The 21,074-nt window shown below is 67.0% G+C and carries 23 protein-coding genes; 10 read left to right on the plus strand and 13 right to left on the minus strand.

What is annotated here, in order from left to right:
- The first annotated feature begins 2 nt into the window (after positions 1–2).
- A complete protein-coding gene (locus ACLNGM_RS12980) occupies positions 3–917 on the plus strand; it encodes a D-alanyl-D-alanine carboxypeptidase family protein (RefSeq protein ID WP_416355231.1) in 915 nt (304 codons plus the stop codon).
- Between the two features lie 4 nt (positions 918–921).
- On the opposite strand, the gene ACLNGM_RS12985 is transcribed toward ACLNGM_RS12980, so the two are convergent.
- Both ACLNGM_RS12985 and ACLNGM_RS12990 read right to left on the minus strand, forming a co-directional pair.
- Positions 922–1,713 carry an SDR family NAD(P)-dependent oxidoreductase gene (locus ACLNGM_RS12985; RefSeq protein WP_416355232.1) on the minus strand — a complete coding sequence of 264 codons (792 nt, stop codon included), beginning with the start codon at positions 1,711–1,713 and terminating at the stop codon, positions 922–924.
- A 94-nt stretch (positions 1,714–1,807) separates the two neighbouring features.
- On the minus strand, positions 1,808–2,473 hold the full coding sequence (locus tag ACLNGM_RS12990; protein ID WP_416355233.1) for a sulfite oxidase-like oxidoreductase: 666 nt from the start codon (positions 2,471–2,473) through the stop codon (positions 1,808–1,810).
- Between the two features lie 83 nt (positions 2,474–2,556).
- On the opposite strand from ACLNGM_RS12990, the gene ACLNGM_RS12995 reads away from it, so the two are divergent.
- From ACLNGM_RS12995 to ACLNGM_RS13010, 4 genes are all read left to right on the plus strand, one after another.
- On the plus strand, positions 2,557–2,976 hold the full coding sequence (locus ACLNGM_RS12995; protein ID WP_416355234.1) for a hypothetical protein: 420 nt from the start codon (positions 2,557–2,559) through the stop codon (positions 2,974–2,976).
- A gap of 71 nt (positions 2,977–3,047) precedes the next feature.
- Positions 3,048–3,386, plus strand: a complete 339-nt coding sequence (locus ACLNGM_RS13000) for a ferredoxin (RefSeq protein WP_090964114.1) — start codon at positions 3,048–3,050, stop codon at positions 3,384–3,386.
- On the plus strand, positions 3,383–3,799 hold the full coding sequence (locus tag ACLNGM_RS13005) for a DUF305 domain-containing protein (RefSeq protein ID WP_416355235.1): 417 nt from the start codon (positions 3,383–3,385) through the stop codon (positions 3,797–3,799). The genes ACLNGM_RS13000 and ACLNGM_RS13005 overlap by 4 nt, the downstream gene beginning before the upstream one ends.
- Positions 3,800–3,865: 66 nt before the next feature.
- Positions 3,866–4,621 carry a phosphatase PAP2 family protein gene (locus tag ACLNGM_RS13010; protein WP_416355236.1) on the plus strand — a complete coding sequence of 252 codons (756 nt, stop codon included), beginning with the start codon at positions 3,866–3,868 and terminating at the stop codon, positions 4,619–4,621.
- 85 nt (positions 4,622–4,706) lie between these two features.
- Here ACLNGM_RS13010 and ACLNGM_RS13015 read toward each other — a convergent pair whose 3' ends face one another.
- The 10 genes from ACLNGM_RS13015 to ACLNGM_RS13060 all read right to left on the minus strand — a co-directional run bounded on the left by ACLNGM_RS13015 (position 4,707) and on the right by ACLNGM_RS13060 (position 14,704).
- Positions 4,707–5,810: a substrate-binding domain-containing protein gene (locus ACLNGM_RS13015; protein ID WP_416355237.1), complete on the minus strand. Its 1,104-nt coding sequence runs from the start codon at positions 5,808–5,810 to the stop codon at positions 4,707–4,709.
- A gap of 69 nt (positions 5,811–5,879) precedes the next feature.
- Positions 5,880–6,824, minus strand: a complete 945-nt coding sequence (locus ACLNGM_RS13020; RefSeq protein ID WP_416355238.1) for an ABC transporter permease — start codon at positions 6,822–6,824, stop codon at positions 5,880–5,882.
- A 14-nt stretch (positions 6,825–6,838) separates the two neighbouring features.
- Positions 6,839–7,792 (minus strand): ABC transporter permease, encoded by a 954-nt coding sequence (locus ACLNGM_RS13025; protein WP_090964104.1) that lies wholly within the window; start codon positions 7,790–7,792, stop codon positions 6,839–6,841.
- Positions 7,789–9,297, minus strand: coding sequence for a sugar ABC transporter ATP-binding protein (locus ACLNGM_RS13030; RefSeq protein WP_416355239.1), 1,509 nt, complete (start codon positions 9,295–9,297; stop codon positions 7,789–7,791). Before ACLNGM_RS13030 ends, ACLNGM_RS13025 begins: the two co-directional genes overlap by 4 nt.
- Positions 9,287–10,012, minus strand: a complete 726-nt coding sequence (locus ACLNGM_RS13035) for an SDR family oxidoreductase (RefSeq protein WP_416355240.1) — start codon at positions 10,010–10,012, stop codon at positions 9,287–9,289. Before ACLNGM_RS13035 ends, ACLNGM_RS13030 begins: the two co-directional genes overlap by 11 nt.
- Before the next feature lie 39 nt (positions 10,013–10,051).
- Positions 10,052–11,137 carry an NAD(P)-dependent alcohol dehydrogenase gene (locus tag ACLNGM_RS13040; RefSeq protein ID WP_416355241.1) on the minus strand — a complete coding sequence of 362 codons (1,086 nt, stop codon included), beginning with the start codon at positions 11,135–11,137 and terminating at the stop codon, positions 10,052–10,054.
- A 110-nt stretch (positions 11,138–11,247) separates the two neighbouring features.
- Positions 11,248–12,183, minus strand: coding sequence for an AraC family transcriptional regulator (locus ACLNGM_RS13045; protein WP_416355242.1), 936 nt, complete (start codon positions 12,181–12,183; stop codon positions 11,248–11,250).
- On the minus strand, positions 12,180–13,586 hold the full coding sequence (locus ACLNGM_RS13050; protein WP_416355243.1) for an FGGY-family carbohydrate kinase: 1,407 nt from the start codon (positions 13,584–13,586) through the stop codon (positions 12,180–12,182). Before ACLNGM_RS13050 ends, ACLNGM_RS13045 begins: the two co-directional genes overlap by 4 nt.
- A gap of 4 nt (positions 13,587–13,590) precedes the next feature.
- On the minus strand, positions 13,591–13,920 hold the full coding sequence (locus ACLNGM_RS13055) for an L-rhamnose mutarotase (protein WP_416355244.1): 330 nt from the start codon (positions 13,918–13,920) through the stop codon (positions 13,591–13,593).
- On the minus strand, positions 13,904–14,704 hold the full coding sequence (locus tag ACLNGM_RS13060) for a DeoR/GlpR family DNA-binding transcription regulator (RefSeq protein WP_416355245.1): 801 nt from the start codon (positions 14,702–14,704) through the stop codon (positions 13,904–13,906). The genes ACLNGM_RS13055 and ACLNGM_RS13060 overlap by 17 nt, the downstream gene beginning before the upstream one ends.
- Positions 14,705–14,904: 200 nt before the next feature.
- Between ACLNGM_RS13060 and ACLNGM_RS13065 the strand changes: the two genes are divergently transcribed.
- The 4 genes from ACLNGM_RS13065 (at position 14,905) to ACLNGM_RS13080 (ending at position 19,268) form a co-directional block, all read left to right on the plus strand.
- The gene (locus tag ACLNGM_RS13065; protein WP_416355246.1) at positions 14,905–16,992 is read left to right on the plus strand and encodes a bifunctional rhamnulose-1-phosphate aldolase/short-chain dehydrogenase; all 2,088 of its coding nucleotides are present in this window, start codon (positions 14,905–14,907) and stop codon (positions 16,990–16,992) included.
- A 35-nt stretch (positions 16,993–17,027) separates the two neighbouring features.
- Entirely contained in the window at positions 17,028–18,317 is a 1,290-nt protein-coding gene (rhaI, locus tag ACLNGM_RS13070) for an L-rhamnose catabolism isomerase (protein WP_416355247.1), read from the plus strand.
- A gap of 11 nt (positions 18,318–18,328) precedes the next feature.
- Positions 18,329–18,883, plus strand: coding sequence for an SIS domain-containing protein (locus tag ACLNGM_RS13075; RefSeq protein ID WP_416355248.1), 555 nt, complete (start codon positions 18,329–18,331; stop codon positions 18,881–18,883).
- Positions 18,884–18,947: 64 nt separating this feature from the next.
- Positions 18,948–19,268 carry a plasmid stabilization protein gene (locus ACLNGM_RS13080; protein ID WP_416355249.1) on the plus strand — a complete coding sequence of 107 codons (321 nt, stop codon included), beginning with the start codon at positions 18,948–18,950 and terminating at the stop codon, positions 19,266–19,268.
- A gap of 66 nt (positions 19,269–19,334) precedes the next feature.
- Here ACLNGM_RS13080 and ACLNGM_RS13085 read toward each other — a convergent pair whose 3' ends face one another.
- Complete coding sequence (locus tag ACLNGM_RS13085) at positions 19,335–19,688, minus strand: hypothetical protein (RefSeq protein ID WP_416355250.1); 354 nt, start codon at positions 19,686–19,688, stop codon at positions 19,335–19,337.
- A 236-nt stretch (positions 19,689–19,924) separates the two neighbouring features.
- Here ACLNGM_RS13085 and ACLNGM_RS13090 point away from each other — a divergent pair, with 236 nt between their 5' ends.
- Positions 19,925–21,067 (plus strand): acyl-CoA dehydrogenase family protein, encoded by a 1,143-nt coding sequence (locus ACLNGM_RS13090; protein WP_416355251.1) that lies wholly within the window; start codon positions 19,925–19,927, stop codon positions 21,065–21,067.
- The last annotated feature ends 7 nt before the right edge of the window (positions 21,068–21,074 follow it).

Raw genomic sequence — 21,074 nt, forward strand, 5'->3', positions numbered from 1 at the left:
CCTTGTCGTCGAACCGTTCCGGCCGCCCGGCCTTCGTCCGCCGCCTGCGCATCGCATCCGCCCTCGTCCTGTCCGTCGCGCTGGCGTCGTGCCAGTCGATGGACCTGTCGCGCAGCGACGTGCGCGCCGGGCTCATTCCGCCCACCAAGGCCCCCGCCCTCATGGTCGGCGCGGAGGCCGTCGCCGAGCGGACGCCGGCCTCGATCGTGGTCGACATGGATACGGGACGGGTCCTCCAGGCCGACGACCCGGACGGCCTGCGCCATCCTGCGTCGTTGACCAAGCTGATGACCCTCTACATGCTGTTCGAAGCGATCGACGCCAAGCGCATCGGGCTCGACGACGCCATGCCGGTCACCGCCTATGCAGCGGCTCGCGCGCCCTCGAAGCTTGGGCTGCGGCCCGGCGACACGATCCGGGTGCGCGACGCGATGTTCGGGTTGGCTGTGAAGTCCGCCAACGACGTGGCGTCGGTCGTCGCCGAAGCCCTCGGCGGCACCGACGACGCCTTCGCCCTTGCCATGACCCGCAAGGCGCGTTCGCTCGGGATGACGCGCACCAACTTCGCCAATCCGAGCGGCCTGCCGGACGAGGCGCAAATCTCGACCGCGCGCGACATGGCCCGCCTCGGATACGAGATCCGCAAGCGCTTTCCGCAATATGCCTCGCTCTACAAGACCGAAGGCTTCGACTACGGCGGGCGCCACTACACGGCGACCAACAAGCTGCTCGGCCGGGTGGCCGGCGTCGACGGAATGAAGACCGGCTTCGTCAACGCGTCCGGCTTCAACCTCGTCGCCAGCGCGCGGCGCAACGGGCGGGGCGTCATCGTCGTGGTGCTGGGCGGGCGCACGGGGCGCGAGCGGGACGCCAGCGTCGAGGCGCTGATCGACACCTATCTCGGCCCCGCAAGCTGAGGGCTCAGAGACCCTTCTGCATGCCGCCGTCGACAAAGTAGGTCGAGCCGATCGAATAGGTCGCCTTGTCGGAGCACAGGAAGACGAAGAAGTTGGCGAGCTCCTCCGGCGTGCCGAAGCGCTTGATCGGCGCGTGCTCGTCGGCGACGCCCTGAAGGTATCCCTCCCAGTCGCCCCCGGAATTCTCGGTCAGCTGGCGCGCCGTCTTCTTCCAGTCGGGGGTGAGGATCAGGCCCGGATTGATGCAGTTGACGCGGATGTTGTCGCCGACGACCTCGGTCGCGAGGCACTTGGAGAACATCATCAGCGCCGACTTCGTCACGTTGTAGATCGGCTCGTACCAGAGCGGCTGCACCGCGCAGATCGAGGCGTTGTGCAGGATCACCCCGCCGCCGCGCCGGCGCATCTGCGGGATGACGCCGCGGGCAAGACGCACGGCCGCCATGACGTGGAGGTCCCAGTAGGCCTGCCATTTGTCGTCCGGCGCATCCATCACCGTCTCGTTGGAGCCGGTGCCGGCGTTGTTGATCAGGATGTCGGTCCCGCCGAAGCGCTCCTCGGTCGCACGGATGATCGCATCGACACCGGCGGACGTCGAAACGTCGGCTTCGACGCCGAGCGCCTCGACGCCATGCGCGCCTGCGATGCGTTCCGCCTCCGCCTCAGCCCGTTCGCGCCCGCGTGCCGCGAGGATGACGTTGGCGCCTTCCGCCGCCAACCCTTCCGCCACCGCCAGCCCGATGCCGACCGAGCCGCCGGTGATCACCGCGACCTTGCCCTTCAGACCCATGTCCATTCGTCTGCCCTCCCGCGCGGCCCTCCCGGCCGAATCGTCGAGCGATTGTGGGCCGGGGAGGGGCCGGAAGGCCAGCGGGAAGCCGGGGACTTCGTTAGTCGGAGTAGCGCTCCTCGGTCCAGGGATCGCCGCGGTTGTGATACCCGCGCACCTCCCAGTAGCCCGGCTGGTCGGCCGTACGGAACTCGATCGAGCGCAGCCACTTCGCGCTCTTCCAGAGGTAGAGATGCGGCACCAGAAGCCGCACCGGGCCGCCATGCTCCTTGGCGAGCGGACGTCCCTCCCACGAATGGACGAGCATCGCATCCGGCGCGGCGAAATCGGAGAGCGGCAGATTGGTCGTGTAGCCGTCGTAGGACCCCAGCACCACGAAGGCCGCTTCCTCGCGGGGGCGGACGGCCGCCATCAGGTCGCGTGTCGACACGCCCGACCAACGGTTGTCGTAGCGCGACCAAGTGGTCACGCAGTGCATGTCGGTCGTCTCTTCGGTCTGCGGTTGGCTTTGGAAACGCGCCCAGTCCCAGATCTGCGGCTCTTCGACCGCGCCGTTGATCTGCAGCCTCCAACGCTCGGCCGAGACGTCCGGCTGAAGGCCGAGGTCGAGGACCGGCCAGTTCTTGACGAGATGTTGGCCCGGCGGGAGGCGGTCGCTCTCGGGGCGCTCCTGCCGCCCCGTCAGAAAGCGCCCGAGGCGCGCCCACTCCTGCTTGGTGCGGGTCAGTTTCGATTCAGGCGGGGTATCGTCCGGCGTATCGGCCATCGCGGCCTCCGTTGATAAGGTTGGCGGGAAGATGGAGTGCACGCGTCGCAAGTTCAGCCTCATGCGGCGAACTTCTCGCCGACATGACGTCCCTTGAAATGGCTCGCGCCCTTGGCACCTTCCCGGACATGAGCGGTGACGATGCGACGAGGATTTCCGGTTGGTGGCGGCACGTGCTGTCGTCGCTGGTGCTGCTCGTCTTCGCATTCACCTACGGTATGCCGACGGTTCAAGTCGCACACGCCCACGCCGTCGAGGCCGCGTCGCACGACCGGTGGCTGGACGCGACGGGCATCCACGAGTGGAGTTCGCCGCCTGACCGAGGGGATGCCACCGCCAGCTGCTGCGTCGCGCACTGCCTCCCGGCACTTCCCCTGCTGCCGATGGACGAGACGGTCGACCGTTGGCCGATGACGGTCAGAACGTCGGTGCCGAACGAGGCCGGAGAGGGGCGCGTCGTCGCGGTGCCGCTGCGGCCGCCGCGAGGGCACGGGCGCACCTGACGACCGCTGCCGGTGGGCGCGAAACGCGTCCGACAACCGGCGTCCCGAATTTTCGATTGGAAAGCGAAACCATGACCCATCATTCGCAAGACATGCAGGCCTGTATCGACGCCTGCCTCGCCTGCTATCGAACGTGCCTGTCGACCGCCATGCATCACTGCCTCGAAGCGGGCGGCGACCATACGGAACCCGCGCACTTCCGCCTGATGGCGGCCTGCGCCGAGATGTGCCGGGCGTCGGCCCATATCATGCTGACGGGATCGGATGCCCACCGCCATTCCTGCACGGCCTGCGCCGCCATCTGCTCGGCCTGCGCAGACGACTGCGAACGGGTGGGCGGCATGGCCGAATGCGTCCGCGCATGCCGGGAGTGTGCGGAGCACTGCCGCCGGATGGGAGCGATGCAATGAGCCGCGCACCTCTGCTTCTCGCTCTTGCCCTTGCCGCGGCGATTCCGCTCGACACCGCGCAGGCCCAGGATACGCCCCAACCCGGTACGGGTCATGGTGCCGCGGACCATGGTGCGATGGGCCATGGCGCGGCGGCGCAACCCGGCAGCCCGACGGCGAGCCAGCGGATGATGCAGGCGATGGACACGATGCATCAGGCGATGGCAACGGAGCCGATGACGGGACGTCCGGGGCTCGATTTCGCCCGCATGATGATCCCCCATCACCAGAGCGCGATCGACATGGCGCGCGCCTATCTCGACAGCGGCGAGAACGATCCGACGCTGACCCGGATTTCGCGTGACGTCATCTCCTCGCAGGAGAAGGAGATCGCCGAACTGCAGGCCTGGATCGACGCCAACAAGGGACGATAGGCGTCCCCACCGAGTGGGCGGATCGATGGGTCCGTCCGCCCACTCGCCCGACCCAGCGAGCGACATATGTTGCCGGGTATGGAACCGACCCCGCCCGCCTTCCGCCTGTCGTCTCGGCGTCCCGACTTAGGGCGCATCCCGATCCTGCGGAAGGTGGAGGTGCGGGGCCTCGCGTTCTTCGGCATCATCTCCGCATCGCTCTTCGGGTTCCTCACCATCGCCAGCGAGATGCGGGAGGGGGAAACCCACGCGTTCGACGATGCGATCCTGCGGGCGCTCCGCAGCCCCACCGATCCGGCGGACCCGATTGGCCCGTTCTGGGTCGAGGCCATCATGCGGGACCTCACGGCGCTCGGCGGCTACACGGTCCTCTCGCTTATTCTCGTTCTGGCGGTCACCTACCTCCTGATGAAGGGCAAACGGGCGTCGGCCCTGATGATGGCCGTCGCCGTCGTGGGAGGCGTGATCCTCTCCAGCGTGCTCAAGATCGGGTTCGACCGGCAGAGACCGGACGTCGTCGCCCACCTCGTCGATGTCCACAGCCTCAGCTTCCCCAGCGGTCATGCGATGCTTTCGGCCGTCACCTATCTGACGCTCGGTTCGCTGCTTGCCCGGTCAGAGCGCGGGATCGTGATGCGCGCCTATTTCATGGGTGTCGCGATCGTGCTGACGCTCCTGATCGGATCGAGCCGCGTGTATCTCGGTGTGCATTACCCCACCGACGTTCTGGCGGGATGGTGTGCCGGGTCCGCCTGGGCCTTCATCTGCTGGTGGGTGGCGCGATGGCTGCAGCATCGCGGCAGCGTCGAGCCGAGCTCCTGACGCGCAAACGTCGCAGCGTTCTCTGAACGGGAAACGGCGCCGGTTCCCGGAGGAACCGACGCCGCCTTGGTCATTTCACTTCGGCTCAGAAGTCGAAGTTATTGATGTCGGCCTTGGTGAAGACCTTCGGCGCGCCGAGCAGGATCTGGCTCTGGTTGACAATCTGTAGGTCGCCGAGGCGGCCGGCCTTGAACGTCGTGTCACCCGGCTTCAGCGTGCCGTCGGCGACCGCCCGCATCGCCATGCCGGCGGCATAGCCGAGGTCGACCGTCGACCAGAGGATGGTCGACTTGATGCAGTCGTTGTTGATGTAGGGCTTCATCGCGTTGGGCAGCGCGAGGCCGACCACCGAGACCTTGCCGCACAAGTTCTGTTGCTGCACCGCTTCCGAGGCGGCCGGCGTCGCGACCGACGTCATGCCGAGGATGCCCTTCAGCTCGTCGCCGTACTTGTTGATCAGCGTCTGCGCCTGGTTGAAGGACAGGATGTTGTCCTCCTGCGCCTCAACCGTCTCGAGGAACTTGATCTTCGGGTGGCACTTCTCGGCATAGGCCGCCATCTCGGTGATCCAGCGCGCCTGGTTGGGCGTCGTGAAGGTCGAGGTGACGATCGCGAACGAGCCTTCCTCACCGATCTCGGAGGCGAGCTGGTCGATCATCGACTTGGCGACACCGTTCGGCTCGGCCTGGTTCACGAACCACTGGCGGGCGTCGGCCTCGGCGTCGGCATCATAGCCGACGACGTTGATGCCGGCTTCCAGAGCGCGCTTCAGCACCGGCGCGATCGCGACCGGGTCGTTCGCGGCGAACAGGATGCCGTCGACGCCCGACGTGATGTAGTTGTCGATGAAGGTGATCTGCTCGTCGATGTTCGCCTTGGTCGGACCGTCGGTGGTGACGGTCATCGAGCCGAGCTCCTTGGCCGCTTCCTGGATCCCCGCAGCGGTCGAGTTGAAGTAGCCGACGCCGACGAGCTTCGGAATATCGACGACCTTCAACGGCTTGCCCTTGCGGTCGGGCGCGCCGGTCGGCTCGCCGCCGTTGTAGTCGCCCGGCGGCACGGCCGTGACGCTGGCGTCGCAGGCGAGGGGGTTGGTCGGCTGGTCGTCGCCGCCGGTCCAGGCGCTCTGCGCCATGGCCGGTGCGGTCAGAAGGCTGGTGCCGACGAGAAATGCCAGAAGGGTGCGCATGCCGTTGTCTCCTCCACGATGACGTTGGGCTGGTCTTCAGTCCCGGCCGCTATCGGCCGGAGCAGTGCCTCAGTCGCCGGAATAGCGGCTGAGGAAGTTCGAGATGAGCACGGCCGCGATCAGCACGGCTCCGATGATGACGATGGTGCCGTCGCCGCGCACGCCCGACAGGGCAAGGCCGTTCTTCAGGACCTGAACGAGGCAGAGGCCGAGCAGCGTGCCGACCACGAGGCCGCGTCCGCCGAAGATCGAGGTGCCGCCGAGCACCACCGCGGTGATGACGTCGAGCTCGATGCCCGATCCCATGTCGGAGCGCGTGGTCGACACGCGGCTGACGAAGACGACGGCTGCCAGTGCCGAGACGAAACCCGAGGCCGAATAGATCCAGAGCTTGGTCTTCGCGACGTCGATGCCGGAAAAGGCTGCGCCCGCCTCGTTGTTGCCGATGGCGTAGGTCGCGCGGCCGAAGGCCGTGTAGCGCAGGATGAAGAAGCCGGCGAAGGCGACGATGGCGAGCAGCCAGAGCTGCGTCGGGATTCCGAAGACGTCGCCCTGTCCGAGTTCGAAGAACCACTTCGGATAGCCGCGGATCGACTGCGCCTGGCTGATGCCTTCGGCGAGGCCGCGATAGAGCGCGAGCGTCGCCAGTGTCGCTATCAGCGGCGGCACGCGGAAGCGGGTGATGATGAGCCCGTTGACGAAGCCCGCCAGCGTTCCGACCACCATCGACAGTCCGACGGCGACGGGAAGCGGGAGCCCCAGCGTCTTCCAGAAGACGCCGATCAGGATCGCGCAGAGGCCGAGGATCGAGCCGACCGAGAGGTCGATGCCGCCGGTGACGATCACGAACGTCATCACCACCGCGATCAGGCCGACTTCGGTCAGCAGCCGCCCCTGGTTGAGAAGGTTGGCCGCGGTGAAGAAGCGCTCATTGTCGACGGCGAGGACCGCCAGCGCGAGCGCGAGGATCAGCGCGAGGATTGCCTCGTGGCGGAGGAGGGAGCGAAAGGTCATGGTTCTCTCCTCCCTCAGCTCGCTCGCCCACGGCGCGCCATGTCGGCGAGCACCGTTGCGAGGATGAGGATGCCCTGCACCGCGCGAAGCCAGTAGGCCGACACGTTGAGGAAGATCAGCGACGAGCCGATGGCGGCAAAGAGGATGGCGGCAAGCGTCGAGCCTACGACGGTGCCTATGCCTCCGAGGATCGACACGCCGCCGACGACCGACGCGGTGATGACGATGAGTTCGAGGCCGTTCGGTACGGTGGACTGGATCACCTGAAGCTGCGTCGCAAAGAGGATCGCAGCGACGCCGGCGATGAGGCCGTGCAGCGCGAAGACCTTCACGATCGTCGCCTTGTAGGGAATGCCGGACGCCTCGGCCGCTTCCGGGTTGCCGCCGACGGCGTAGATGGCCCGACCGAACGCGGTGGAGCGCAGCATGAAGGCGAAACCGATGGTCATGACGATCATGAACCAGACCGGGGAGGGCACATCGAACAGGCGGAACTGCGCGAGCTGGAACTCCGGCGGCAGGCCGGAGATCCAGGCGCCGCCCGTGACCGTGATGAGGCCGCCCCGCAGGATCGAAAGCATGGCCAGTGTCGCGATGATCGACGGCACCTTTAGGTAGGCGATCAGCGCGCCAAGCCCCGCGTTCACGACGCCGCCGATCAGGATCGGCAGAAGCCAGGAAAGCCAGACGGGATAGCCACTGGTCACGAGGATGCCGGAGACCGTCGCGAGGACGCCGATCAGCGCGCCCACCGAGACGTCGATATGGCCCGAGATGATGACCATCGACATGCCGATCGCGGCGACCGCGATGTAGGCGTTGCCGACGAAGATCGAGGTCAGGTTGTTCTGCGAGACGAAGCGCGGGTTGATCCAGCCGACCACCAGGAAGAGCGCCGCGATCGCGACGACCAGCAGCAGCTCCTGACCCGACGACGACAGGCGGCGCGAGAGCGTCGGACCCTTCATGCCGCGTGTCCCGTCATCATGGCGGTGCCGACGGCGTCGGGCGTGGCGTCGGCGCGGTCGAGGATCGCGGACATCCGCCCGCCGTTCATTACGAGGACGCGGTCGCTCATGCCGAGCACCTCGGGCAGTTCGCTCGAGATCATGATGATGGCGAGCCCCTGGCGCGCGAGCTGGTTCATGAGCTTGTGGATCTCGGTCTTGGCGCCGACGTCGACGCCGCGCGTCGGCTCGTCGAGGATGAGGATGCGCGGGTCGGTGGCCAGCCACTTGGCGATGACGACCTTCTGCTGGTTGCCACCCGAGAGCTGGGCGACGACCTGGCCGGGACCGCGGGCACGGATGGAGAAGCGCTTGATGGCGTCTTCGGCCAGCGCCTTCTCGCGCGCCGTATCGACCACCGAGCGGCGCGTGAGGCGATCCAGGATCGCCATGGAGACGTTCTCACGGATGGTCTGGGGTCGGACGAGGCCGTGCTGCGCCCGGTCCTCGGGCACGTAGGCGATGCGCTTGTCGATCGCCTCCCGCACGCTGCCGACCTTCACCGGCTTGCCGTCTATCAGGATTTCGCCCGACGTCGCGGGGGTCACCCCGAAGATCGTCTGCGCCAGTTCCGTGCGACCGGAGCCGACGAGGCCGGCAATCCCGAGGATTTCGCCGGCGCGCACGGAGAAGGACACGTCGCGCACCTTGCCGGTGTGGGCGAGGTCGCGCACTTCGAGCACCGTCTCGCCGATCGGAATGTCTTCCTTCGGGAACAGTTCGTCGATGTCGCGACCGACCATCATCGAGACGAGGCTGGCCTCGGTGACCTCGCCGACGGGCTTCGTCGCGATCGTCTTGCCATCGCGCAAGACGGTGACGCGGTCGGAGATCTCGAAGATCTCGTTCATGCGATGGCTGACGTAGATGATGCCTACCCCTTGCGCGCGAAGCGAGCGCACGACGTCGAGGAGGCGCCGGACGTCGGCCTCGGCGAGCGCCGCGGTCGGCTCGTCCATGATCAGCGCGCGCGCGTTCTTCGACAGGGCGCGCGCGATCTCGACGCGCTGGCGGTTGGCGACGGACAGCTTGGAGACGGTCTCGTCGACGTCGAGGTCGGGACAGTCGAGGCGGTCGAGGATCTCCCGCGCCCGGCGCCGCATGGTCGCCCAGTCGAGGGTCCCACGGCCGGTGCGGGGCGCATGGCCGACGAAGATGTTCTCGGCAACCGTCAGCGCAGGAAACAGAAGCAGTTCCTGATGGACGACGGCGATGCCCTGGTCCTGCGCATCCCGCGGGCCGTCCAGCTTGCGCGCCTGCCCGTCGATCTCGACTGCGCCGGCGTTCGGCTGATGCGCACCCGACATGATGCGGATCATGGTCGATTTGCCGGCGCCGTTCTCGCCCATGAGGGCGTGAACTTCGCCGGGACGAAGGTCGAAATCGACGCCCTTCAGCACCGAGACCGGCCCGAAGGCTTTCTCGATCGCGCGCAGCGCGATGATGGGCGCGGTCTCAGTTGACAAGGAAGCCCCCCTCGATCGGCATGGCGTGGCCGTTGATCATGGCGGCGGCGTCCGAGAGCAGGAACAGGATGGTCTCGGCGACATCGCCGGTCTCGGCAAAGCGGCCGACCGGGGTACGAGCCAGCATCGGTCCGCCCTTCTCCGGCGCGCTCCAGGCAACGCGCGCAAGTTCCGTCAGCGTGATGCCCGGGTTCACGGCGTTGACGCGGATGCGGTGCGGACCGAGTTCGTTGGCCATCACGCGCGTCAGCCCGTCCAGCGCCCCTTTCGAGGCGCAGTAGGCGGCATGGTCGCGGAAACCGAGGAAGGACGAGATCGAGGACACGTTGACGATCGCGGCCGGCACCGAGCGCCGGATGACGTCGCGCGCGAAGACCTGAGCGACGATGGCGGCTGCGCGCACGTTGATCGCCTGAACCTCGTCGAAGGACTCGTCCTTCATCTCGAGGAACGGCTCTAGGATGTTGATCCCCGCGCAGTTGACCAGGAGATCGGCCGGCAGGGCCTCCTCCGCTGCACGGCGTGCCGCCACGGCATCGCCGAGATCGACCGTGATCGTGCGGCAGCCGATCTCCGCCGCCAGCGTCTCGAGGTCCGCAGCCGTGCGGCCAAGCGCCACCACCTCGGCGCCCCGCTCCGCCAGGAGCGTCGCGACGTGGCGGCCGATGCCTTTTCCGGCACCGGTGACGATGGCGGTCCTACCCTTGAAGTTCATCCTCGTTCCTCCCGAACGCGGTGGATGGTGCGGGGTGGTTCAGTCCCCGATGCCCATCTCGATCTGCATCTTGACCTCGCCCTTGGGCGCCTTCGCCGCGAGCTCGAACGCCTCGACGCTCTGGTCGAACGTGAAGGTGCGGGTGATGAGCGGCGACACGTCGACGGCGCCGGACGCCAGCATCGCGACGCAGCGCGGGAACACGTGCGCGTAGCGGAACACGTGCTCGACGCGCGCTTCCTTCAGCATCGCCTGCGAGACGTCGTAGGATGGGTTCGACAGCGGGATGCCGACGAACACCACGACGCCGCCGGGGCAGAGCGGCTCGAAGATCGTCGCGATGGCCTTTTCAGAGCCTGCGCATTCGTAGATCACGTCGGCGCCCCAGCCTTCCGTGCGCGCCTTGACGGCGTCGACGAGGCTCTCGCGCGATACGTTGACCGTCGAGACCGAGCCGAGCTTGCGGGCGATCTCGAGCTTTGTGTCGTCGATGTCGGACACGATGACATGCGCGCAGCCGCCGGCGAGCGCCGCCAGCACCGTGACGAGACCGATCGGCCCGGCGCCGATCACGACCGCGACGTTGCCGGGTGCCGCCTTGGCTTTGGTGACGGCGTGGACGCCGACGGCCAGCGGCTCGACCATCGCGGCGGCCGCGAAGGACACGTTGTCCGGGAGCTTGAAGGTGAAGGCTTCGGGGTGGACGACGCTCGGGCGCAATACGCCGTGCACCGGCGGGGTCGCCCAGAACTGGACGGCGGGGTCGAGATTGTAGAGCCCGAGGCGCGTCGCGCGGCTGTTGGGGTCGGGGATGCCCGGCTCCATGCAGACGCGATCGCCGGGCTTCAGGGTCGTCACGGCCGAGCCAATCTCGGTGACGATGCCGGACGCCTCGTGGCCAAGGATCATGGGCTCGCGCACCACGAAGGGGCCGATGGCGCCGTGCGTGTAGTAGTGAACGTCGGAGCCGCAGATTCCGACCGTGTGAATTGCGATGCGCACGTCGTGGGCGCCGAGCGTCTCCTGCACGGGGCAATCGCGCAGAGCGAGCTTGTCCTTGGCTTCGAGGACCAGTGCCCGCTGGTCGCCCGCCGTGCTCGCCTTCAACGCGTCGATGTTCCGCATGACCGACTCTCCCCCCTTGATCCTCGTCCGTGCTGCCGAGACGCTAGGTGGCTTCCGATCAGCCCGCGACGCCTCAATGCACGACATTGCAAACTTTTTTGGCCGATATATTAGGCAGCCCGCGTCTCGCCGGTGCGGTGGGTCCGGATGCGGCGAGACTCGTCCCGGTAGGCCGATGGCGTCTGCTGGCATACGGCGTAGAACTGCCGGTTGAAGTTGGCGGTGTTGTTGTAGCCGACGTCGTAACAGATGCGCGTGACGGGGAGGTCGGTCCCGGTCAGAAGCGCGCAGGCCTGCTGGACCCGCATCCGGTTCACGTAAGACGTGAAGTTATGGCCCGTCTGGTGCTTGAAGAAACGGGAAAATGCCGTCACTTCCATGTTGCAGACCGCCGCGGCCTCGCCGAGCGAGATGTCGGTGGCGTAGCGCTCGCTGATGAAGGCGATGACGCGGTCGAGACGCCGCGATGCCGAGGTGTGCAGCCCGAGCGACGGTGCGTAGCGTGCGAGGACCCGCCGCTCGTCCGGCCGGGCGGCCAGACCTGCCAGAAGCGAGAGGAAGGCGACCAGCCGTCCGGCACCCCGCTGATGTTCCATGGCGCAAAGTTTTCTGCGTCCTTGTTCGGCCGTCTCGCCATGAAACTCGACGCCGAACGCTGCGTCCCGGACCAGAGCGCGAAGATCGGCGAATTCGCTGAAGCCGTTCACCAGCGTCTCGCAGACCGCGGCGTCGAACTGGACGAGCACGTCGCGGTTGGGCAGCCGTCCGCCAGTTTCGAGATCGCTGATCCAGTTGTGTGGCAGGTTGGGTCCGGCCAGGACCAGACAGCCCTCCTGAAATGGACCGACATAGTCACCGACCATCATCCGCCCGCGCCCGGCGGTGACGAGATGCAGCTCGTACTCGGGATGGCGGTGCCATTTGGCGAGATGATGCGGGTAGTCGTGCTTGGCCCAGCGGATGCTCTCGCCGGGCCCGCGCAGGATGATCTCGAGCGCAGGGTCGTTGCCGGTGGCCGGCGCGGCGTCCGGGCGGTCGCAGGTCATGTCGTCTCCTCCAGACGAGATGCTTCGGCCGTCGCGCTCCATGCCGCTCGATACCGCTTGAGGTTCGGCAGTGGCTGCTCGGGAATGGCGCGCTCGGCAGATGGTTGTATCGCGGCATCGGGGCCGAGCGCCAGAAGCGCCGCCCCGGCGCTCGTGCCCGTCCCTTCGGCGGGCGCTGCGACCGGCCGTCCTGTCAGCTCCCGCAGCGCCGCGAGATAGAGGTCGTTTCGCGAAAAAGGCCCTTCGACGATCGTCGGACCGTCGGCACCGATATTGCGCAGGACCGCCTCGGTCGAGAGCGCGGCGTAGAGGCTGGCGGCCGCCGTGCGCTCGGCGTTCGTCAGAGTGCGGGGATCGACCGACCAGCCGCCCGGACCACCCGGGAAGGGCCCGCTGCCGCGCGTCTGGCCCGGCAGGGCCATGATGCCGCGCTCGACCACGGAGGCGATAATCGCTTCGTCGGGCGTTTCCGGCCGGCTTTCGGTCAGCAGGTCGAAGTCGCGTCCGCCCATGAAGATGCCGGACGGCACGGTGCGCCCAAAGGCGTCGGCATTGCCGAGCGTGCTGAGCGCGGGATCGAGCCGCACGTCGCGGCCCCCGATCGCGAAGCTCACGATCCAGGTTCCGGTGGAGACGACCGAGAACGGTGTCGATCGCGACAGGAGATGCGGCAGGAGCGACGCGTTGGAATCGTGAATGCCGCAGGCCACAGGGATCTGGCCGCGGTCGCAGAGACCCGCGCGGTCGGCAATGTCCGGCAGGAGGGGACCGAGCGTCTCGAAGGCCGACCGTCGCTCGGGGAAGAGTTTGCGCCAGCCCATCCTGTCAACGAGCGAGGAGTAGTCACCGCGCTCCGGCGACCAGAGATCCGAATGGCAGGCGAGCGAGGTGGTCTCGACGGCGGCGACGCCGGTCAGGCGCCATGCCCAATATTGCGGGTAGGTAAGGATCCAGCGTGTTTTGGCGAAGGCGTCGGGAAAGCGCGCCTGCAACCAGAAGAGTTGCCGCCCGACATTGAGGCCTTGCCCCATCGCCGGCGACAGGGTTTCGGAAAACGACGGACGCACGGCGTCGTAGGCGTCGCTTTCCGGACCGGCGATGTCGAACTCGTAATCGATCATCGGCAGCGTGAGGCCGTCGTCGTCCACCAGCACGATCGACGCGCCGTGCGTCGTGATCGCGATGGCGTCCAGCTCGTGTCCTTGCGCCACCTCGCCGAGCGACGCGACGACGAAGTCGAAGAGGCGGTCGAGATCATAATGCGGATAGGGCCCATCGCGCCGCACGGCGTTGGTCATCGAGCGAAACGCCAGATCGCGCCGTTCGGCGAGATCATGCAGCACCACCTTGGCGTTGGTCTTGCCGATATCGATCACGGCAACATGACGGGCAGGGCGATCCATGCGCTCAATCCATCCGGAACATCGGTTCGAGGGGCGTCACCACGGGCGAGGCGTCCGGGTTGGTGTCCATGATGTCGGCCATCATCGCCCACCAGCGCTTCATCACCTCGTGCTGCGGCAGCGCGTCCATGCCGTGGTCGGCCGGTCGCTTCAGGATGGCGAAGAGGTGGTTCGTCTCCGGGTCGAGATGGATCGAGTAGTCGCGGATGCCGGCCTCGCGCAGGAGCGCCACCAGATCGGAGGGGATTGCGTCGTGCCGACGGCGATAGGCTTCCGCCTGCCCCGGCTTCAGGACCATGCGGAAGGCGAGCGTTTCGTCAGGCGCGTTGGCCATTCATGCCTCCCTCGACCCTGGCGACGACAAGTTGGACACCCGCTGCCTCGACCATCGCCGCATCCTTGTCGGAGATGGCTTCGTCCGTGACGAGGATCTGCGCGCGCTCCAGCGGCGCCAGAAGCAGGCTCGAGCGATTGCCGAACTTCGAATGGTCGGCGAGGATCACGAGTTCGTCCGCCTGCCGCATCAGACGCTGCTCCGACTGGATGATCAGGGGATCCGTCTCGGCCAGACCCAGCGCCGAAACGCTCTGGACGCCCATGAACATGCGCCGTGCACGAAAATGCGCGGTCCCGTCGGCCTCAAACGGCGACAGGATCAGCCCCTGCGCGCGGTAGACGGCACCCGCCGGCAGGAGAACCGTACAGCGCGAATGCTGCATCAGGTGCTCTGCGATCGGAAACGAGTTGGTCATCACCTGCAGGCTCGCGTCCGTCAGGAAATGGACCATCTGGAACGTAGTCGAGCCGCCGTTGATGATCGCGGCGTCGTCATCCTCGCAGAGGCGGGCGGCTTCGCGAGCGATCGCCCGCTTCTCCGCCACGTTGACGGTCCGCGCAAGCGCCAGATCGGATCCGCCCGGCAGTCCCGGCACGGACGACGATAGCGCCTCCGCGCCGCCGCGCACCTTGCGAAGCCGACGGGCCGCCGACAGCGCCTGAATGTCACGACGGATCGTGGCTTCGGAGGCGCCCGTCAAGGCCGCGAACTCCTGCACGGTGCCAACCGAGCGCCCCTTCAAGGCACTCAGGATCATCCGCTGGCGTTCGCGTTCATGCATGCTCGTCCTCCCGGAATGGACCATCGAACGACACCGCCACGATGTCAATCACGCTCGATCACATTCAATCATTGTGCGCTGCATCATGATCGGTTGTGATCGTTTCTGTTGACATACGGCCGCTTGGGGAGGATGGTCCGCGCGCCGATCCGACGCGGAGGACGCGAGGGGCGGGCGGCGATTCCGAAAAGAGGTTGGCGATGAGCGCGGCGACGAAACTGCTGGAGAACCGCTGGGACGATGCGCGCGCGGCAGCGATGAGCGAGCCCGAGCGTCTCCTCTACCGCTCCAATCTTCTGGGATCCGACAAGCGCATCACCAACTACGGCGGCGGCAACACGTCTGCCAAGGTCCAGCAAAAGGACCCGCTGACCGGCGAGGACGTCACCGTCCTTTGGGTGAAGGGCTCGGGCGGCGACGTCGGCACCATGAAGCTCGACGGCTTCGCCACGCTCTACATGGACAAGCTGGAGCAGCTGCGATCGATCTATCGCGGCGTCGAGCAGGAGGACGCGATGGTCGGCCTCCTCAACCACTGCACCTTCGACCTCAACCCGCGCGCCGCCTCGATCGACACCTCGCTCCACGCCTATCTTCCCTACCGCCACGTCGACCACATGCATCCCGACGCGGTGATCGCGATCGCCGCCACGAAACGGTCGCGCGAGCTGACGCGCGAAATCTACGGCGACGAGATCGGCTGGCTCGGCTGGCGTCGTCCGGGTTTCGAGCTCGGGCTGGAGTTGTCGCGCTTCGCCGCCGAGCATCCGAGCGCCAAGGGCGTGGTTCTCGAGAGCCACGGCCTCTTCACCTGGGGCGACACGGCCAAGGACTGCTACGAGACGACCCTGCGCATCATCAACCGTGCCATCCAATGGTTCGACGGCCAGCTCGCCGGCAAGACCGCGTTCGGCGGCGAGGCCATGGCGCCGCTTGCACCGGACGAGCGCCGCCGCATCGCGGCCCAACTGATGCCGGAAATTCGGGCGCGCATCGGCCAGGACGAGCGGAAGATCGGGCATTTCGACGATTCCGAAGCGGTGCTGCAGTTCGTCGGCTCCCATGATCTCGATGCGCTGGCCGCACTCGGCACCTCGTGCCCCGACCACTTCCTCCGCACCAAGATCCGGCCGCTGGTCCTGCCGTTTGACGGCGATGTCGACGCCGTTGTCTCCGGGCTCGACGCCTCGATAGAGGCCTACCGCGACGGCTATCGCGCCTATTACGAGCGGTGCCGTCACGACAATAGCCCGGCGATCCGAGACCCGAACGCCGTGATCTACCTTGTGTCCGGCGTCGGCATGATGTCGTTCGCCAAGGACAAGGCGACGGCTCGCATCGCCGCCGAGTTCTACGTCAACGCGATCAACGTGATGCGCGGCGCTTCCGGCGTCGACGTCTATCAGGGGCTGGACGAGCAGGAAGCCTTCGACATCGAGTATTGGCTGCTTGAAGAAGCGAAGCTCCAACGGATGCCGAAGCCGAAGTCGCTCGCCGGGCGCGTCGCCTTCGTGACCGGCGGGGCGGGTGGCATCGGCCGCGCGACCGCCGAGCGGCTTCTTCGGGAGGGAGCCTGCGTCGTGCTAGCCGACATCGACGCAGCCGCCCTCGACGGTGCGAAGGCCGACCTGTCGAAAAGCTTCGGGGCCGATCAGGTTCGCGGCGTTCTCGTCAACGTGACGGACGAGGCGGCGGTGGCCAAGGGCTTCGTCGATGCCGTCGCCGAGTTCGGCGGGCTGGACATCCTCGTCTCCAACGCCGGCATCGCGTCTGCCTCGCCGATCGAGGATACGACGCTGGAAGTCTGGAACCGCAACATCGACATTCTGGCGACCGGCTACTTCCTGGTTTCCCGTGAGGCCTTCCGGCTGTTCCGCCGGCAGAAGCTCGGCGGCGCCGTCGTCTTCATCGCGTCGAAGAACGGTCTGGCGGCTTCCGCCGGCGCTTCGGCCTACTGCACGGCGAAGGCCGCCGAGATCCACCTCGCGCGCTGCCTGGCGCTGGAAGGGGCGGAGGCCGGCATCCGCGTCAACACGGTCAACCCGGACGCGGTGCTGCGCGGGTCGAAGATCTGGAACGGCGAGTGGCGGGAACAGCGGGCCGCTTCCTCGAAGATCGGCGAGGACCAGCTGGAGGAGCACTACCGCGCGCGTTCGCTGCTGAAGCGCTCCGTCTTTCCCGAGGACATCGCGGAAGCCGTCTACTTCCTGGCCAGCGACCTGTCCGCCAAGTCGACCGGCAACATCGTCAACGTCGACGCCGGCAACCAGATCTCGTTCACGCGCTGACGCGTTCATCCATCCGGCCGCCGGGAGGGCAAGCCATGAGAATCGATAAGGACGTCATCGAGGCGGCCAACGAGCGGCTGCGCGCCGACCACGAAGCTGACTACGCCGCGCTGGGGCATAAGCTGGAGCGCCGCGGCGTCTCGATCGACGCGGTGACGCGCAAGGTTTCGGCCTTCTCGGTCGCCGTTCCGTCCTGGGGCGTCGGCACGGGGGGCACGCGCTTCGCACGCTTTCCAGGCGCCGGCGAGCCGCGCGGCATCTTCGAAAAACTCGACGACTGTGCGGTCATCAACGATCTCGGTCGGGCGACCCCGGCCGTTTCACTGCACTACCCTTGGGACAAGGCGGACCCAGCCGACCTGCTCGCCAAGGGCGAGGAACTTGGCCTCGCCTTCGACGCGATGAATTCCAACACGTTCCAGGATCATCCTGACGACCCGCGCCAGCCGCTCTCCTACAAGTTCGGATCCCTCTCGCATGTCGATGCCGCCGTTCGCGCGCAGGCCGTCGAACACAACCTCGAGACGGTCGAACTCGGTGCTGCCATCGGCTCCAAGGCGCTGACGGTCTGGGTCGGCGACGGCTCCAACTTCCCCGGCCAGAGCGATCTCGGGCGCTCGTTCGAGCGGTACCTCGACGCCATGAAAGGCATCACCGGGCGGCTGCCAGACGACTGGCGCATCTTCTCCGAGCACAAGATGTACGAGCCGGCCTTCTACTCCACCGTGATGGCGGACTGGGGCACGAGCCTGATGACCGCCATGGAACTCGGGCCGAAGGCGTTCTGCCTCGTTGATCTCGGACACCACGCGCCGAACGTCAACATCGAGCAGATCGTCTCGCGGCTAATCCATGCCGGGAAGCTCGGCGGCTTCCATTTCAACGACTCCAAATACGGCGACGACGACCTCGACGCCGGCTCGATCGATCCCTTCCGCCTATTCCTCGTCTTCAACGAACTGGTCGAGGCCGGGGGGCGGCTCGATGCGCTTCATCCGTCCTACATGATCGACCAGTCGCACAACGTCACCGACCCGATCGAGAGCCTGATCCGCTCGGCAAGCGAGATCCGCCGCGCCTACGCGCAGGCCCTGCTCGTCGACCGGCAGGCGCTGCGCGGACACCAGGACGAGAACGACGTCATGATGGCCTCCGAAACGCTGAAGGCTGGCTTCCGCCTGGACGTCGAGCCGATCCTGGCGCGGGCGCGGCTCGATGCGGGCGGGGCTATCGATCCCGTCGCGGCCTACCGGACGAGCGGCTATCGTGTCCGCGTCGCCAGCGAGCGCCCGGCTGCGCGGGCGTCTGGCGGCGGCATCGTCTGAGGGAGCCGAGCATGACCAATTTCTACCGCACCGCCATCGAGGAACTGGCTCGCGTCGCGGACCAGATCGACGATCGGGCCGTGGACGAAGCCTGCCGGCGCATCGCCGAGGCACGGCATGTCAGCGTCTATGCGGGAGGACGCGAAGGTCTGCAGGTGAAGGGCTTCGCCATGCGGCTCTTTCATCTCGGCCGATCGGTCTCAGTGGTCGGCGACATGACGACCCCGGCGCTCGGGCCGGGCGACGTGTTCTTCGTCGTCTGCGGACCTGGCGAGATTTCGACGGCGGTCGCGCTGGTCGGGGTCGCGAAGGCAGCAGGGGCCGAGGTGGTCGTCGTGACCGCGCAGCCGCTGGGACGGGTGCCGGGCATGGCCGACTACGTGCTCACCGTCCCGGCGCAGACGATGGCCGACGACCAGGGCGCCGCCGCCACCTCCGTCCTGCCGATGGGCTCGCTGTTCGAAGGCGCGTTGTTCGTGCTGTTCGAGGTCATGGTCCTGAAGCTGAAGACCCGCCTCGGCGTCACCCCCGAGGCCATGCGCGCCAACCATACAAACATGGAATAGCCAGGCGGAACCGCCGCGCGCGGCGATCGGTTCTCCTGACGAAAGCGATCGACAGGAGGTTTCGATGCCGCAGGGCGACAAGTCGAAATACACCGACAAGCAGAAGCGCAAGGCGGAGCATATCGCCGAGGGCTACGAGGTGCGCGGCGTTCCCGAAAAGGAAGCCGAGGCGCGGGCTTGGGCGACCGTCAACAAGGACAGCGGCGGCGGCAACAAGAGCGGCTCCGGTCGTGGACACGCCGAGTCGCACGCCTCCGCTCGAAAGGGCGGCGAGAAGGGTGGAAAGGCGTCCGCATCCCGCACCGCTGCACAGCGGTCCGAGTCGGCCAAGAAAGCAGCCGCGACGCGCAAGCGGAACGACGAAGCGCACGCATCCCACGCCTGAACGTCGAACCATACGAAAGGACGCCGGACCATGGGTCCGGCGTCCTTTTCTTCACCAAGCTTTCGTTCAGTTCGTCTTGACGCTGTCATCGCCGGCGCTCGTGCCGGGGACGGGGACGCTGGTTTCGGCGGGAACCGGCGTCGCGTCCGTCGGGACGACGACCGTGCTCGCGGCGTCGGCCGGCATCGTCGAGGCGACACCCGTGCCATTGCCCGGAACCGGCACCTTGCTGGTATTGGCATCGGTCGAGGCGGGAGGCGCATCTGTTGGCGTCGTCACGGTGCTGGCGGCGCCCGCCGGCATCGCGGACTCTTCGCCGGCGCTGGTGCCAGGAACCGGATTGGTCGTCTCGGACGACTGGGCGAATGCGGCGGTGGAAAGGGCAGCCGTGGTGGCGAGGGCGAGAATCAGGCGGTTCATTGCATACTCCCCAGAAACTATCGAACACGCCGGTTGCAACGCTCCAGACGCTGCACGCTTCGGCACTCCATCAGAACTCCGACGTTCAAGTTTAGTTCCTCTTGCGCGAAACCGCGATCGGCGGCGATATCCTGCCACCGGCCCGTCGAACGCGCTTGGTCGACGGACGTGTCGAGGCTATCGTTGCCGGGGAATCGCCAAAGGCCGACGCAGATGCGGCCGGGCGGGAGGATGCCATGAATGCTTTCGCACTCGGTGCGGACCGGGAGGCCATTCGTGCGATGGCGCTGGAGTTCGCGGCGGAAAAGATGGCGCCGTTTGCGGGCGCCTGGGACCGCGATCGGGAATTGCCGATCGGGACGCTGCGCGAAGCCGCCGCGCTCGGAATGGGTGCCATCTATGTCGACGAAGCGCTCGGCGGTTCCGGCTTGGGCCGGCTCGACGCCGCGGTGATCTTCGAGGCGCTGGCGACGGGATGCCCGAGCGTTGCGGCCTTCCTGTCGATTCACAACATGGCGACCTGGATGATCTCCCGGCATGGCCCGCCCGCCTTGCGCGACGTCTGGCTGCCGCGCCTCACATCCATGGATGCGATCGCGGCCTACGCGCTTACCGAACCGGATGCGGGGTCCGACGCCGGATCGCTGCGCACCCGAGCGCTGCCGGACGGCGATCACTACCGCCTCGACGGCACCAAGCAGTTCATCTCGGGTGGCGGACTGGCTGATGTCTATGTCGTCATGGCGCGGACAGGCGGCGAGGGGCCTTCCGGCATCTCCGCCTTCCTGGTGCCGGGCGATACGCCCGGCCTGACCTTCGGCTCCAACGAGCAGAAGATGGGGTGGAATGCTCAGCCGACCCGCGCGCTGATCTTCGAGAACTGCCGGATTCCCGCGGCCCACCGACTCGGCGTTGAAGGACAAGGGTTTGCGATCGCGATGGCCGGCCTCGACGGCGGGCGGCTCAACATCGCGGCCTGCTCCCTCGGCGGTGCCTGGGCCGCGCTTGACAAGGCGATCGCCTACATGAGCGAGCGCCGGACCTTCGGCAAACGACTGGCCGAACATCAAGCCCTGCGTTTTCGGATGGCGGATGCGGCGACCGATCTGGAAGTCGGCCGCAGCATCCTCTGGCGTGCCGCAGCGGCGCTCGATGCGGGGGACGTGGACGCGACCACGCTCTGCGCCATGGCCAAACGGGTCTGCACCGACAAGGGCTTCGCGATCGCCAACGAGGCGCTGCAAATGCACGGCGGCTACGGCTATCTCGCCGACTATGGGCTGGAGAAGATCGTCCGCGACCTCCGGGTCCATCAGATCCTCGAGGGAACCAACGAGATCATGCGTGTGATCGTCTCCCGGCAGGTCATGGGCCGCTAGAAGCCCG

Origin of the sequence: Aureimonas phyllosphaerae (assembly GCF_047943035.1) — a bacterium.
Classification (GTDB): Bacteria; Pseudomonadota; Alphaproteobacteria; order Rhizobiales; family Rhizobiaceae; genus Aureimonas; species Aureimonas phyllosphaerae.

Excerpts from the sequence above, each read along its gene's own strand:
- ACLNGM_RS12985 (WP_416355232.1), bottom strand. The coding sequence starts at position 1,713 with ATGGACATGGGTCTGAAGGGCAAGGTCGCGGTGATCACCGGCGGCTCG.
- ACLNGM_RS12990 (WP_416355233.1), bottom strand. The coding sequence starts at position 2,473 with ATGGCCGATACGCCGGACGATACCCCGCCTGAATCGAAACTGACCCGC.
- ACLNGM_RS12995 (WP_416355234.1), top strand. The coding sequence starts at position 2,557 with ATGACGTCCCTTGAAATGGCTCGCGCCCTTGGCACCTTCCCGGACATG.
- ACLNGM_RS13000 (WP_090964114.1), top strand. The coding sequence starts at position 3,048 with ATGACCCATCATTCGCAAGACATGCAGGCCTGTATCGACGCCTGCCTC.
- ACLNGM_RS13005 (WP_416355235.1), top strand. The coding sequence starts at position 3,383 with ATGAGCCGCGCACCTCTGCTTCTCGCTCTTGCCCTTGCCGCGGCGATT.
- ACLNGM_RS13010 (WP_416355236.1), top strand. The coding sequence starts at position 3,866 with ATGTTGCCGGGTATGGAACCGACCCCGCCCGCCTTCCGCCTGTCGTCT.
- ACLNGM_RS13015 (WP_416355237.1), bottom strand. The coding sequence starts at position 5,810 with ATGCGCACCCTTCTGGCATTTCTCGTCGGCACCAGCCTTCTGACCGCA.
- ACLNGM_RS13020 (WP_416355238.1), bottom strand. The coding sequence starts at position 6,824 with ATGACCTTTCGCTCCCTCCTCCGCCACGAGGCAATCCTCGCGCTGATC.
- ACLNGM_RS13025 (WP_090964104.1), bottom strand. The coding sequence starts at position 7,792 with ATGAAGGGTCCGACGCTCTCGCGCCGCCTGTCGTCGTCGGGTCAGGAG.
- ACLNGM_RS13035 (WP_416355240.1), bottom strand. The coding sequence starts at position 10,012 with ATGAACTTCAAGGGTAGGACCGCCATCGTCACCGGTGCCGGAAAAGGC.
- ACLNGM_RS13040 (WP_416355241.1), bottom strand. The coding sequence starts at position 11,137 with ATGCGGAACATCGACGCGTTGAAGGCGAGCACGGCGGGCGACCAGCGG.
- ACLNGM_RS13045 (WP_416355242.1), bottom strand. The coding sequence starts at position 12,183 with ATGACCTGCGACCGCCCGGACGCCGCGCCGGCCACCGGCAACGACCCT.
- ACLNGM_RS13050 (WP_416355243.1), bottom strand. The coding sequence starts at position 13,586 with ATGGATCGCCCTGCCCGTCATGTTGCCGTGATCGATATCGGCAAGACC.
- ACLNGM_RS13055 (WP_416355244.1), bottom strand. The coding sequence starts at position 13,920 with ATGGCCAACGCGCCTGACGAAACGCTCGCCTTCCGCATGGTCCTGAAG.
- ACLNGM_RS13060 (WP_416355245.1), bottom strand. The coding sequence starts at position 14,704 with ATGCATGAACGCGAACGCCAGCGGATGATCCTGAGTGCCTTGAAGGGG.
- ACLNGM_RS13065 (WP_416355246.1), top strand. The coding sequence starts at position 14,905 with ATGAGCGCGGCGACGAAACTGCTGGAGAACCGCTGGGACGATGCGCGC.
- rhaI (WP_416355247.1), top strand. The coding sequence starts at position 17,028 with ATGAGAATCGATAAGGACGTCATCGAGGCGGCCAACGAGCGGCTGCGC.
- ACLNGM_RS13075 (WP_416355248.1), top strand. The coding sequence starts at position 18,329 with ATGACCAATTTCTACCGCACCGCCATCGAGGAACTGGCTCGCGTCGCG.
- ACLNGM_RS13080 (WP_416355249.1), top strand. The coding sequence starts at position 18,948 with ATGCCGCAGGGCGACAAGTCGAAATACACCGACAAGCAGAAGCGCAAG.
- ACLNGM_RS13085 (WP_416355250.1), bottom strand. The coding sequence starts at position 19,688 with ATGAACCGCCTGATTCTCGCCCTCGCCACCACGGCTGCCCTTTCCACC.
- ACLNGM_RS13090 (WP_416355251.1), top strand. The coding sequence starts at position 19,925 with ATGAATGCTTTCGCACTCGGTGCGGACCGGGAGGCCATTCGTGCGATG.